The organism is Helicobacter marmotae (assembly GCF_003364255.1).
Taxonomy (GTDB): domain Bacteria; phylum Campylobacterota; class Campylobacteria; order Campylobacterales; family Helicobacteraceae; genus Helicobacter_C; species Helicobacter_C marmotae.
In genome coordinates this window covers 66573-80231 of sequence record NZ_NXLR01000005.1, presented here as the reverse complement: position 1 = coordinate 80231, position 13659 = coordinate 66573, and the positions used below count along the sequence as shown (strand labels likewise).

13 protein-coding genes are annotated in these 13659 nt (G+C 40.8%); 6 read left to right on the top strand and 7 right to left on the bottom strand.

The features are described 5' to 3' along the window. Positions 1-7 precede the first annotated feature (7 nt). The 3 genes from galE to CQA63_RS09415 all read left to right on the top strand — a co-directional run bounded on the left by galE (position 8) and on the right by CQA63_RS09415 (position 1776). A complete protein-coding gene (galE, locus tag CQA63_RS04235; RefSeq protein WP_104699849.1) occupies positions 8-1042 on the top strand; it encodes a UDP-glucose 4-epimerase GalE in 1035 nt (344 codons plus the stop codon). Positions 1043-1263: 221 nt separating this feature from the next. Next, positions 1264-1449 carry a hypothetical protein gene (locus CQA63_RS09420; RefSeq protein ID WP_147288721.1) on the top strand — a complete coding sequence of 62 codons (186 nt, stop codon included), beginning with the start codon at positions 1264-1266 and terminating at the stop codon, positions 1447-1449. A gap of 27 nt (positions 1450-1476) precedes the next feature. Next, complete coding sequence (locus tag CQA63_RS09415; protein ID WP_147288720.1) at positions 1477-1776, top strand: hypothetical protein; 300 nt, start codon at positions 1477-1479, stop codon at positions 1774-1776. A gap of 129 nt (positions 1777-1905) precedes the next feature. Here the strand turns inward: CQA63_RS09415 and CQA63_RS04230 are convergent, their stop codons facing one another. From CQA63_RS04230 to CQA63_RS04215, 4 genes are all read right to left on the bottom strand, one after another. Continuing rightward, positions 1906-2691 (bottom strand): TSUP family transporter, encoded by a 786-nt coding sequence (locus tag CQA63_RS04230; RefSeq protein WP_104699850.1) that lies wholly within the window; start codon positions 2689-2691, stop codon positions 1906-1908. 683 nt (positions 2692-3374) lie between these two features. Next, entirely contained in the window at positions 3375-4706 is a 1332-nt protein-coding gene (gene radA / locus CQA63_RS04225) for a DNA repair protein RadA (protein WP_104699851.1), read from the bottom strand. 14 nt (positions 4707-4720) lie between these two features. Next, entirely contained in the window at positions 4721-5602 is an 882-nt protein-coding gene (ftsY, locus tag CQA63_RS04220; protein ID WP_104699852.1) for a signal recognition particle-docking protein FtsY, read from the bottom strand. Then, positions 5599-6264: a TlpA family protein disulfide reductase gene (locus CQA63_RS04215; RefSeq protein WP_104699853.1), complete on the bottom strand. Its 666-nt coding sequence runs from the start codon at positions 6262-6264 to the stop codon at positions 5599-5601. Before CQA63_RS04215 ends, ftsY begins: the two co-directional genes overlap by 4 nt. A gap of 63 nt (positions 6265-6327) precedes the next feature. Here CQA63_RS04215 and CQA63_RS04210 point away from each other — a divergent pair, with 63 nt between their 5' ends. From CQA63_RS04210 to CQA63_RS04200, 3 genes are all read left to right on the top strand, one after another. Then, the gene (locus tag CQA63_RS04210) at positions 6328-6948 is read left to right on the top strand and encodes a 5-formyltetrahydrofolate cyclo-ligase (protein WP_104699854.1); all 621 of its coding nucleotides are present in this window, start codon (positions 6328-6330) and stop codon (positions 6946-6948) included. Continuing rightward, the gene (gene rny, locus CQA63_RS04205) at positions 6890-8446 is read left to right on the top strand and encodes a ribonuclease Y (protein ID WP_411710157.1); all 1557 of its coding nucleotides are present in this window, start codon (positions 6890-6892) and stop codon (positions 8444-8446) included. Before CQA63_RS04210 ends, rny begins: the two co-directional genes overlap by 59 nt. A gap of 370 nt (positions 8447-8816) precedes the next feature. Beyond that, positions 8817-10364 (top strand): hypothetical protein, encoded by a 1548-nt coding sequence (locus CQA63_RS04200; protein ID WP_147288719.1) that lies wholly within the window; start codon positions 8817-8819, stop codon positions 10362-10364. Here CQA63_RS04200 and CQA63_RS04195 read toward each other — a convergent pair whose 3' ends face one another. The 3 genes from CQA63_RS04195 to CQA63_RS04185 are packed head-to-tail and all read right to left on the bottom strand — an operon-like array spanning position 10365 to position 13659. Beyond that, a complete protein-coding gene (locus tag CQA63_RS04195) occupies positions 10365-11072 on the bottom strand; it encodes an ABC transporter ATP-binding protein (protein ID WP_233706602.1) in 708 nt (235 codons plus the stop codon). Further along, on the bottom strand, positions 11069-12706 hold the full coding sequence (gene nikC / locus CQA63_RS04190; RefSeq protein ID WP_104699858.1) for a nickel ABC transporter permease subunit NikC: 1638 nt from the start codon (positions 12704-12706) through the stop codon (positions 11069-11071). Before nikC ends, CQA63_RS04195 begins: the two co-directional genes overlap by 4 nt. Then, entirely contained in the window at positions 12703-13659 is a 957-nt protein-coding gene (locus CQA63_RS04185) for an ABC transporter permease subunit (RefSeq protein WP_170128363.1), read from the bottom strand. The genes nikC and CQA63_RS04185 overlap by 4 nt, the downstream gene beginning before the upstream one ends.

Genomic DNA, 13659 nt, shown 5'->3' with positions numbered 1-13659 from the left:
GATATGTATGGCTTATCTTTTACTGACAGGTGCGGGGGGATATATCGGCTCGCATACCGCATACTGCTTTTTAAAAAACACAAATTATCATATAGTGATTGTAGATGACTTAAGCACGGGCTTTATGGAGAATATCACATATTTGCAATCTTGCTTTGGGGAGAGAGTGAGCTTTGTGCAAAGCAATATTAATGACATAGCCACAATGCGCACTCTTCTAAGCTCTTATAGCTTTGAAGCCATAATCCATTTTGCTGCTTCGCTTATCGTGGGGGAATCTGTCCTTAAGCCACTTGAGTATTATATAAACAACACACTCAATACCACCCAACTTATCGCCCTAGTCAAAGAAGCAGGCGTGCCCCATTTTATCTTTAGCTCCACAGCGGCAGTGTATGGGGAGCCTGATATATCACTTATACCCATTGATGAGAACGCCCCGCTACTGCCTATTAACCCTTATGGGGCGTCAAAAATGATGAGCGAGCGTGTGCTTGCAGATAGTGCTTTAGCCTATGAGGGTTTTTCTTATGTGGCATTGCGTTATTTTAATGTGGCTGGGGCGAGTATGGATAATACACAAGAACTCCTCAAAGCCCATAAAGGCTTAGGGCAAAGGAGCAAAAACGCCACACATCTCATTAAAGTTGCTTGTGAATGTGCTTGTGGCAAGCGGGAGGGTATGAGTATTTTTGGAGTGGATTACCCCACACAAGATGGCACTTGCATTCGCGATTATATTCATATTGATGACCTAGCTAGCGCGCATGTTGAGGCTTTAGAGTATCTTAAGACTAAAAGGGTATCAAATATCTTTAATGTCGGCTATTCTCAAGGATATAGTGTGAGAGAAGTGATTAATGTTGTGAAAGAAATAAGTGGCGTGGATTTTAAAATCATAGAATCTGCTCGTAGAGAAGGCGACCCGATAGCCTTGAGTGCGAAAAATGAGAAGATTCTCTCCCTTACGCAGTGGAAACCACGATTTAATGATTTAAGGCTTATTGTCAAAAGTGCCTACGAATGGGAGAAAAGTTTGTAGGATTAATGGGTGATTCTATTAATTTAATATCTTGGTACGCAAAAAATAAATTTTTGCGTACCGCCTAAAGTTTGACTTATAGCTAAGCTACGCTTATCTATCAAGTCTTTTTCTAAGGGCTTTAAATTGTCACCTAAAAGCGTCTAGTGGGAGGGGGGCACTAACTTTTACTTTTTTACCCTTTTGGGTGGTTTGGGTTTCTCCTACAAAAGGTAGTTCGTTTGTCATGTCTAGAGCCCCCAATAAGGGGCGAAGAATCTCTCTTATCCGCTAAAGACTCCTCAACAGAATCACCAGAAAGGCGGTTAGTTTGTCATTCTGAGCGAAGCGAAGAATCTCTAAATGAATCACTAGTCACCAAGAGAGATTCTTCGCTTGATTCTCAAGCTTTAGACATGACAAAGTAACAACATTTACTAGCATTCCAAAAAGCAATGATTCACAGAAAGCCCACAGAGATTCTTCACCCCTTATCAGGGGTTCGTGATGACAAACTTTGTATCCTTATAGGGAATAGACTTAGCTACCTGCAAGGGAAATTCTCTCAAGACGATAATGTGGCTTGTATGAGGGGAAAATTAGTTTGTCATGTCTTGCGGGCGGGCGTGAGAGCGACCGAAGAATTGCTTTCATCTACTAGAGACTCTCTAATGGAATCACTACTCAAACCTGAAGTTAAAAAAGTATTTACATTTCATTTATACAATGCCCTCGTTGCGAAAGCAACTTCATAGTAAAGCTGTGAATAAATATGTGTTCTTCATAATATTTGCTCATAGCAGCCTCCTAGATAAAGTACCTCAATTAGCCTCTCTTGTGTAGAGGGGAGGCTAAGAGCGCTTACAAAAATCCTTACAAGACTTTTAGAAAAATTCCCTAATGATGAGTTGTAGTGAAATAGCAAAACACATACAAATTACAACGGGTTTAATAATCTTTGCACCATGTTTGATAGCAAGCTTTGCCCCGCTTCTAGCGCCAATGGCTTGCCCAATGCACATAAGGATTCCCAAAAGCCATAAAACATGCCCACTTAAGACAAAAAATAATGTAGAAGCAATATTGATACTAAAAACAATCCAACGTGATGAAGCAAGAGCCTTACTTAGCCCATAACCTCCAATGCCCACAAGCATTGCAAGCACAAGTGTGCCTATCCCCACACCCAAAAATCCCCCATAGAAGCTCGCTAGCGCACAAGTGCCATAAAGCAGAAGTTTGTGCGGGGACTTTGCCCTATCATCATCACTAATCTTGCTTGAGAATAAAAAGTATGCCCCAATAGCAATCATCACAAAAGGCAGGATTTTAGAGAGTATCGCACTCTCCACCACCTGCACGCTTAAAGCCCCCATGCTTGCAAACACCACTGCGATAGTAATACACAAGGCATTTGAGCGCATATCCACCATACCTTGTGCATAATAATGCGCCGCACCTGTAAATGAGCCCACGCACGCTTGGAGCTTGTTGGTAGCAAGTGCGGCTAGAGGATTTAAGCCACTTAAAAGCAAAAGTGGCATGGTAATCATTCCTGCACCACCAGAGAGTGAGCCCACAACCCCGCCAAAGATTGAAGCGACAAAAAGAATGAGATACCAATAAAGCGCGATATGTTCAAAGCTTGATGTGGTGATAAAGTCAAACATTGCACCTCCTCTTTTAAGTGTATATGCAGAGATTATAGCCTCTAGCACTGAATACAAGAATAATCACTTTTGGCTTCAGTGGTGATTCTATTAATTTAATATCTTGGTATGTGTGAAATCAATTCACACAAACCGCCTAAAGCTTGACTTATAGCTAAGCTACGCTTATCTATCAAGTCTTTTTCTAAGGTATGTCTTGCTTCACATAAAGTAAATTCTTGCACACACCCTCAAAGCTTGACTAGTAAGCGCACTTTGTGCGTTTATCAAGTCGTTTTTTAAGGGCTTGATTATGAAATGCCAAAGCGCCTTGCGGGAGGGGGGCACTATTTTTGATTTGATGTCTTGGTATGCAAAAATAAATTTTGCATACCGCCTAAAGCGCCTAGCGGGGGGCGCTCTATACTCACTTTTTTGCCCTTTTGGGTGGTTTGAGTAAAGCTTGCGCCTTTGGCTTATCTATCAATGCTGGGTTTTGGTTTTTCCCTTGTGGGTAGCAAAGTTTGTGATTCGTTCATATAAGGTTCATGCTGCAATCTTTGAATGCGGTGAGAAATAGCCCTTATAAGGGGCTTTGCTTACAAGGCTTATTTATATCACAAGCTATAAATGTAAAGCAAAAGGCTAAATCTACCCTTCATCACTCAAAGCGCATTGCTTCACATACCCTACATCATAACGCCCTACATCCATTCTAAAATTTTGCTTACCTCGCTTGCTTCAAAGCACTTAATCGGGCATTTTGCTGGCTTTTTGGAGAGAATGACATTTTTAAATCCATAACTCTCAAGCTCTTTTAAGCGTACTTCAATATTACTCACCTCGCGTATATCACCTACAAGTGAAACTTCACCGATAAAAGCAGTTTTGGCATTAAGGGCGCGGTTACGGAAGCTTGAGATAATCGCAGCAATCACAGCTAAATCTGCGCTTGTTTCATTAATCTTAATCCCGCCTGTAACATTAATAAACACATCATATCTCCCTAAGGGTAGCTCTAATTTCCGCTCTAAAAGCGCTAGGAGCATATTTAGGCGATTTGCTTCAAAGCCTGTAGAAGAACGTTTAGGGTAGCTACTCTCACTCACTAAAGCTTGGATTTCTATCACTAAAGCGCGAGAGCCCTCAAGGATTACAGAAATAGCACTGCCCGCTTGGGCTTCCTTTTGTGTAAAAAAGAGCCTTGAAGCGTTTTTTGCACTCACTAGTCCATCACCTTTCATCTCAAAAATACCAATTTCACTTGTACTGCCAAAGCGGTTTTTGAATCCTCTTAGCATTCTTAGCTCTTTACTCGCATCGCCCTCAAAATACAGCACGCAATCTACCATATGTTCCAAAACTCTCGGTCCAGCAATCGCACCATCTTTAGTGATATGCCCGATGATAAAAATAGAAATGTGATATTCCTTTGCTAAGCGCATAAGTGCAAAGGTTACTTCACGCACTTGTGAGACAGAGCCGGGAGCAGAGCTAAGGCTAGGGGAGTAAATGGTTTGTATAGAATCTATCACACATAAACTATAGGGAGAGCTTTTAAGCGCACTAGTAATGATGTCTAAATCAATTTCATTTAATAAAAAGAGATGTTCGCTAATGGCATTTAGCCTAGAGGCACGCATTTTAATCTGCCCCGCACTCTCTTCTCCGCTGACATAGAGAATCTGCCTTTTGCTAAGCCTTGCAAGATTGCCTGCGATTTTTAATAAAAGTGTAGATTTCCCTACTCCGGGGCTTCCGCCTATTAGATAAAGCCCTCCGGGCACAATGCCTCCCCCTAAGACAATATCAAACTCTTCTTCAAGGGAGCTAAAATGCTCTAAATCTTCAAATACTACTTCTGTGATAGCAATAGGGGAGACATTTTGAGTTGATTCTTGCTTTAAGTGTTTGATTTGGTCTTCTTTTAATTCTATGAGAGTATCCCAACCACCGCAATTTGGGCATTTCCCAAGCCATTTTGTGCTTTGAGTACCGCAAGCTTGACATTCAAAGAGAGTGTGCTTTTTTGCCAAGGGAGTCCTTTCGGTTATGAGTGTGTTGTAAAGATACAATCAAGGATGGTTTGTATGTAAGATTGTATATCAAATACATTGAGATCATCTGCGCCCTCTCCTGAGCCTATAAAGCAAATGGGGATTTTAAGCTCATTAATAATGCTAAATATCGCCCCACCTTTGCTGGTGCCATCAAGTTTGGTAATGATAATCCCGCTAAAGTCTATATGCTGACAAAAAGTACGTGCTTGATTGAGCGCTTGGCTACCTTGAGTGCCATCAAGCACAAGGTAAGTGCGCAAAGGCAAGTCCCCTAACGCCTTTTGGCTTACTCGCACAATTTTTAAAAGCTCGTTGTTAAGGTTTGTGTGATTATGAAGTCTGCCTGCTGTATCTATATAGAGCTCATCTATCCCTCTTGCTTTAGCCGCATTAATGCTATCAAAGGCTACCGCACTTGGGTCATGCCCATGTTGTGTGCTAATAACAGGGATTTGGAGCTTCTCCCCCCAGAGTTTAAGCTGCTCAATCGCCGCTGCACGAAAGGTATCGCCCGCTCCGAGCATAACCTTTTTACCCTCTTGTTGTGCCCTTTTGGCTAATTTGGCAATGGTTGTTGTTTTCCCCGCGCCATTAACGCCTACAATGAGCGTTACAAGGGGCTTAATATGAGTAAAATCTACATATTTAAGTGAATGCAAATCAAGCTTTTCTAAAAGCTTTTTGTGCAGAATCTGATAGGAAATATAAGGAGGGAGTTCTTCAAGGAGCAATTCTATAAAATCATAGCTCACATCGCATTCTATGAGAATCTCCTCTAACTCATCTTTTGTGCATTTGTCTTTTTTAGAGCCGATAAGTGAGGCGAGATTTTGGGTAGTTTTTTGTAAGCTTTTTTTAATGCTAGAAATCATTGTGCCTCTTGTGAAGGTGGATTTTCAAGGAGCTCTTGCTCTTCTGGGGAGAGCGTTTGGAGCTCATATTGTGCTTTTGCATCAAGCTGGTCTTGGATTTGATAGCGAATATCAAGCTCGACCATTTCTTCAGGCACAAGCCCTACATAGTCGATAACCTTCTCTCCTTGCTTGTCATAAAGGGCGATATAGCTTTGCTTATCATCTTTATTAAGAAAGTTCAAAAGACTTTTCCCATCGGTTGGGGCATAGAGTTTGAATCTGGGATTAATAACATCAATTTCTCCCTGTAAAGCAGCAAGCTCCTCTTTAGGGCTAATGGCAATAATGGAGATAAACTCTTGGTATTTATTATACAAATCAAGGATATGCAAGAGCTCATCTTGGCATTCTTGGCAATTTTGAGAGATAAAAAAGAGCAAGGTAGGACGTTGTGCGTCATTTTGGAAAATACTTTGGGCTTGGTTTGTTTTAAAGCTAAGCGATTCATTTTGCGTATTTATCACCTCAATGTTGAGAATCTTATCTGTGCTGCCTCCTTTAAAGTCAAAGACATCTTTATCCCTATCAGTCTCATCACTGCATGCAAACAAAACCATACATGCTACACATATAATAACTCCCCCACAGATTCCCTGCCATATTTTTTGAAACCCCGCCATGCCATCTCTCCTCTATGCAATATGTGCTTTATGCTAAGATTATATCTAAAAAAAGGATAAACAATTACCAAACAACATTTTAGAGCCCATGCTAAGGGACGTTTAGAATATTGCTTTAAATACAGGCGCTATGGAGCAAAGGTGCTAAATCAGGCTTTATTAAAATATCTCCTAGAGAAGAAGTATAAAAATGTGCTTATGTATATGCCCTTTGGCAATGAGGTGGATATTCGACCACTCATTGCTACACTTCGTAAAAAAAAGTGCAATATTTTTATACCTTTTATACAAGAGAGTAGCTTTAAAATGATACCATTACGTCTGCCATTGTGTAAAAATACATATGGCATTTATGAAGCAAATAATTCTCAATTTAAATTAATAAAAGTTGATGTGGTAATTGTCCCCGTTTTGGGCATTGATAAGCATTTTAGGCGTATAGGTTTTGGGAGGGGTATGTATGATAGGTTTATGCCTACTCTTAAGCATAAAGCCCACATTATTTTTGTGGCACAAAGTCCAAATTTTACACCAGTAGGAATCACGCAAGATTATGATGTGAGAGGGGATGTATTTTTTACTCCATCGGCTTTATGTATAAGGAAGCACAATGGAAATATGGTATGTGATAGGAAGTATAATCTTTGGGTTATTGGTCGGGGTGAGTGTATATCTTATCAGTAAGAGAATATTCTACTCTCACTCTCATGTGATTATCGAGCAAGCAAAAGCCAAGGCTAAAGCCATTGAGTATGAGGCAAAAAAGTTTTTAAAAGAGCAGCAGCTTAAACTCAAAGAAGATGAGCTTGCCCTCAAGCAATCTTATGAAGAAGAGCAACTTAAGCTAGCAAAAGCATTTGAAGCCAAAGTAACCAAACTTGAAAAAGATGAGCATGCAAAGCTCCAGCAGATAAATCACCAAAAAGCACAGATTGATAAAGAAAGGCAAGAGGTAGCAGAGCTTAAAGGGAGGGTTTTACGTTCCCAATCAGAGCTTGATAAGCTTAAAAATGAGAATCTCAAAACCAAAAAAGAAATGCTCAATGTCCTCTCAAAATATATGCAGATGAGTAAAGAGGAAGCGAGCAATATCCTCCTCTCTCACCTTGAAGAAGAACTTGGCGAAAAGAAGGCTTTGCTTATCCGACGTTATGAGAGAGAAGCTCAGCTTGAAGCAAAAAGGAGAGCAAACTACATTCTTGCACAAGCCACTACGCGCTATGCAGGAGAGTTTGCCACAGAGCGCTTAGTCAATGTCGTGCATTTGCCTAGTGATGAGCTAAAGGGGAGGATTATAGGCAAGGAAGGGCGCAATATTAAGACATTAGAGTCTATAAGTGGGGTTGATGTGATTATTGATGACACACCCGGTAGCATTATTCTAAGTAGCTTTAATCTCTATCGCCGTGCGATTGCCACCAAAACGATTGAGAATCTTGTAGAAGATGGGCGCATTCAGCCTGCACGTATTGAAGAGATGTATGAACGTGTACAGAATGAAATGGATGAGCAAATGCGCCAAGATGGTGAAAATATCGCCCTTGATTTGGAGCTTGGCTATATGCACCCAGAGCTTACATATCTCCTTGGTAAAATGCGCTATCGTGCGTCATTTGGGCAGAATGCGCTCGGGCATTCTATAGAAGTAGCAAAGCTCGCAGCGACCATTGCAGGGGAGCTTGGTGGAGATGAGAAGCTCGCACGAAGGGCGGGGATTTTGCATGATATTGGCAAAGCCTTAACTCAAGAGCTAGGTGGTAGCCATGTGGATTTAGGCGTGGAAATTTGCACACGTCATAAAGAACACCCCGTGGTGATTAATGCCATTAAGGCTCATCATGGCTATGAAGAGATACAGAGCATTGAATGTGCTGCGGTATGTGCTGCAGATGCACTCTCTGCTGCTCGTCCGGGAGCTAGGCGAGAGGCATTGGAGAATTTCTTAAAAAGAGTACAAGATATTGAACGTATCGCTATGGATAAATTTGGCGTGAAGCAAGCTTATGCTATTAATGCTGGGCGTGAGGTGCGCGTGCTTGTGCGTGCAGAGTTAGTAAGCGATGAGCAAAGTATAGTTTTATCCCATGATATTGCCAAAGAAATAGAATCTCGCTTGCAATATCCGGGTGAAATTAAAGTGAGTGTAATACGCGAGATGCGGGCTGTAAGCTTCGCACGATAACTTATAGAGATTGTGAGTTTAATGCTTAAGGGAAGCGCTAAGTAAAGTAATTTAAAGAATCTTAGCAAGTCTAGATTAAATTCTTTAGCTTTGCGTGTGCTTAGTTAGGATATAACAAACTCACTCCTTTTTTGCGTAAGCCACATTGCCATATTAATAGCTTTTAGGAGCGTTGCAAATGTATAAAATAAGCGGAGCTCCCGGGATAACCCCCATAAGCACCCATAAAGGCACAAAACGCTACAATCCCGGCTACTTTCAAATATCAAGGAGGCTCTTATGTATAAAGACTATAAGCTAACGGGGGGGGGGGATAGATAAAAGAGGCTTTGGTCTCTTTCTTGTATTATTACTTGCTTATTGTGCGAGCGTGATTTGCTTCTCGCGCTATACTTTCAATCTTGATGATATTTGGATGTGGCTTGAGATTTATCACCAACACCCTATTTTCAATGGTTACAACCCTAGTAGTGGGAGGTTTTTCCCTCTTGCTTCAATGGATTTAAATATCATTGCTCACTTTAGCCAAAGTCCATATATATTTTTCACCTTTAATGCCCTTATTTGCTTTAGTATAGCGATTTTGCTATGGATATGCTTTAGTGTTATTATTCCCCTTAAACGCCCTTGGCGTATAGGCATTATATTCTGCCTTATGCTTCACCCCGGATTTGTAACGATTATGCTAGGGATTTGCTACCCTGAACGGCTACAAGTGCTTTTTTTGCTTATTTTTATGCTATCAAGCCTTTATTTTTATAAACATACAAGCCTCCTAAGTGCTATCCTTGGGCTTGTGAGCGCAAATATCGCACTTTATTACAAAGAGCCTACATTTTTAATCATAGGCACTTTTGGGCTTATTATGGCTATTTTTCAATACAAAAGGGGCTATAAAGTTATATGGTATTATGTGGCTTGTGCTTTAAGTGCGGTGCTCTTTTTAGGGCTTTATATATGGCTTATTATGCCAAATGTAGAGCGCACTTATGCACGTGAGATTTTTCTTAGCCCTTATGAATCCCTGCTCTATACACTTAAAGGTATTTTTAATTTCATCTTAAATGATAGTCCCTTGCTCCTTTTGCTCCCTATCTTGCTTGTTTATAGAGCTTACAGAATCCTCTTCTGCAAAGAAGTGGAACATATCTTTTGGGATAGCTTGCTTTTAGGAGGGTTTTTATATGTATGTGCATTTATTAAGCTTAATCTCTTTGAGAGTTATTATCTTATCCCTGTGTATTTTGTAAGCTTAGGGGCTATGCTCTACTTTTTATGCACGTTGCAATACATACAAAAATGTATCTTTAAATCCCTCTGTATGCTCTGTGGCGTGCTTATTTGCCTTAATAGCTTACCTAGTGGAATCTATCAATTTGTATGGCTAAAGGTGGAGGGAGTGAAATTCCACAACGCCCTAAACTTCATCGCTAATCTTGCACGTAAAGAAGAAAAGCTCGTGCTGTATTTTTATGGGAATGGCAGGGGGGAGATATATAATGCTTGGTATTACATATATTTTGCAAGATATTTAGAGCAGCTCTATAATGTGCATAATTTTGATGTCCGCACACAATCCCCCAACTCCCCTACTCTGTGGGAAAAGGAGCGATTATGGGGGTATAATGCTAATGCTCGCTTAAGCATATTTAATAGTGATAAAATCACCCAACCTCAAAGTAAAGATATAATTATCTTGCATAATAGCACGGCTATAGAACCAAGAGAAGCGTATAAAGCATTAAGCGAGCGCTACAAGCTTATATATATAAGTAAAGAGCTAAGTTTGCCCTATATTGCACTTAAACCGCTGCTAAAAATATGCTTTGCCAAATCTCAAACGCTACAAGACGCCACGCGAGGGAATGCAAACCCCTTAAAATTGCCCCTTAGAGATTATATTTTTGAAGTGCCTTAATTATGGCTCAAGCATACCTTGACTATTGATGATACGCACGCGATCACAAAGCCTATATGCCACCTCATCATCATGAGTAATGAGCAAAATACTAGCCCCCGTTGCAAGACGCCATTGCTTGAGGTATGCAATAATCATCATTGCTAATTCATAATCAAGCCCAGAAGTACTCTCATCAAGTATCAAAAGCTTTGGCTCAATGCTTAAAGCACGTAAAAGGCAGATTCTCTGTGCTTCCCCTCCAGAAATGCCCCCCACTTGCCTAAAGAGTATATCATCACTTAAACCTAAATCTTTAGCCAATACCCTAAGCTGCTCTATGCCCTGCTCTTTATGTATGCCTTTAAGATACATAAGAGGCTCAAGGCAATTTTCAACACAACTCAAAGTAGGATTAAGCGAGCCTATACAATCTTGGAAGAGAATCTGCACTTGCGCATAAAATGCCCTCCTTTGAGCCAAAGAGCGCAGCAAAAGTGGCTTAGAGCAAAAGAGCACTTGAGTGCTATCTTTTCTCACATTTGGAGTTAAAAGCCCGCAGGCAATCTTTGCTAAAGTGCTTTTACCACAGCCACTCCGCCCCATAATCGCTAGAGTATCATTAAAGTCAAGTTTAAGAGAAATATCCCTTAAGATATGCCTTGTATGGCGAGCGAACACACGATAGGAAGTATAAGTATATGAAACATCTCTAAGCTCTAACATCATTTCTCTTTGTATAAATGGGTATAAATTTGCTCTAAATGCTTCAAGGTAGCACTTTGGGCTTGATTTGAGCTAACTTGCACTACTCCATGAGATAAAAGGGCAGATTCTATAATCTTACCCTCCTCCATAATGAAAATACGCCTCGCATACTTGGCTACAAGGCTTAAATCATGGCTAATTAGCAAAATGCCTAATTGATTTTCCTCTCTTAGTGTTTGAAGCGTTTGGAGAATCTCACGTGCAATGGGTTTATCTAAATCACTTGTTGGCTCATCAGCAATAATAAAAGGAGCTTGCGTAAGTAAAGCTAGGGCTATCATTACCCTTTGCAACATACCTCCGCTAAGCTCAAAGCAATACATATCTAGCACTTCCTCCCCTAAGCCTGCTTTTTGCAAACATTGCTTGATAAAGGCTTTATCATATGGGAGATGTAGTGCATAAAGCGTTTCTTTAAAATGAAATGCTATGCTAAGAAGCGGGTTAAAGCAAGTGCGCGGGGATTGCATAATACAAGCAAAAACCACCCCTCTAGCCTTAATGGGGTTAAAGGGCATATCATCAAGTGTAAGCTCTATGCTGCTTTGCTTGAGATTAGATGGGACAAAGCCTTGCAAGGCAAGTGCGGTGAGAGACTTGCCACTGCCACTTTTACCCAATAATGCACTGCACTCCCCTCTTTGTATGGCTAAAGATTCAATCTCTACTCTATGCTTTTGCTGCTTTTGTGGAGAGTGAATGCGCAAATGCTTCATTTCTAGCTTTTGGGCACTATGAGTTTTATAAGCCATAGAGGGGCTTTTAAGATTTATAGCCATATCATTAAAGCTATAGCGGACATCAAAGCTATCTCTTAGACTTTCTCCTATGATATTGCATAATGCCACACTCACAAACAAAGCCAACCCGGGGTAAATAATCAGCATAGGATAATCCCAGATATATTCCTTTGCCTCGCTTAACATAATGCCCCACTCCGGTGTAGGAGGCTGCACACCAAGCCCTAAGAATGATAATCCTGCAATATGAAGCATAATATGCCCCATATCCATACTTGTAAGCACCGCACATTGGGCTAAAATAGGCTTAAGAAGATGCCTTTTAAACCTCTGAGTCGCACTCAAACCAAAAGTAAAAGAGAGCAAAACATATTCTTTGTTTTTTAAACTAAAAACAATACTGCGCACAATTCTTGCATACCACGCCCAATGCGTGCATATAATGGCAATCATCACATTTTCTAGCCCTGCGCCCAAAACGCCCACTAAAAATAAAGACAAGGCAATTGTAGGCACACTCATAAATATATCACAAAGGCGCATACACAGCGCATCAAGCCGCCCGCCAATAAATCCACATAACCCCCCTATACCTATGCCTAAAGCCACAATACACGCTAAGATTACTACCGCACAGCCAAGTGAAAGCCTTGCCCCATAAAGCAGTCTTGAGAATATATCTCGCCCTAAATAATCACTCCCACACCAATGTGTAGCACTCATAGGGGCTAAAATATGATCCAAATCCTGCATATCTGGCTCAAAAGGAGCAATCAAGGGGGCAAAAAGTGCCAAAATGGCAATACAAGCCATACCAACAAGGGCACATTTACCCCACCAACTCATTTGCCTCATACATAATCCTTACTACGCGTATCCATAGATTTACGCATACGTGGGTCAAAGAGTGCATAAAGTATATCTACGATGACATTACAAAGCACAAAGCCAACGCTTAGGCTAAGGATAAAGCATTCAATCACGGGGTAGTCGTGATTAGCAATGCCTTGAATGCTATAAAGCCCGATGCCGGGCATACTAAATACACTCTCAATAATCAAAGCCCCGCCGATAAGCTCGCCTATGTGCATACCCATTGCCGTAAGAATAGGCAAAAAGGCATTATAAAAAATATGGTAGAAATACAGCCTAGCACCGCTTACACCGCGCATTTTGGCATAAATGACATGCCTTTGGCTTTGGACTTGAAGCATATTGGTAGCAATAAGCCGCGCTAAGATACAAATAGACATAAGGGCTATGCTAAGACTTGGCAAAATAAAGCTTCGCACGCCATCAATCCCCACGGCAGGAAGCCACCCAAGATAAATACTAAAAAGCAGCATAAGCAAAAATGCAAACCAAAAATTAGGCATACTCACGCCCACAAAGCAAAAAAGGCGAATGATAAAATCAGGGAATCTATTATGATAATGCATGCTTAAAACCCCTAGAGGCAAAGCGCATAAAAGTGTGAGCACAAACCCACATAGCACAAGTAAAAGTGTGTTTGGCAAAAATTGTGCAAAATCTTCACTTACACTCCTCCCACTCATATACGATACACCAAAATCAAGACTCAAAGCATTATAAAGCCACAAGAAGTATTGACTCAAAATAGGCTTATCTAGCCCAAAGCTTGCTCTTATCTCAGCTATAAGCTCTGGAGTAGCTGGAAGCTGGGAGTGTATGATATATGCCATAACCGGATCGCTCCCGCCCAAACGTAATAAACAAAACACCCCAAATGATGTAAGCAAGATAATGGGGATAATAGACAAGATTCTATACAAAATAAAGCGCTTCAT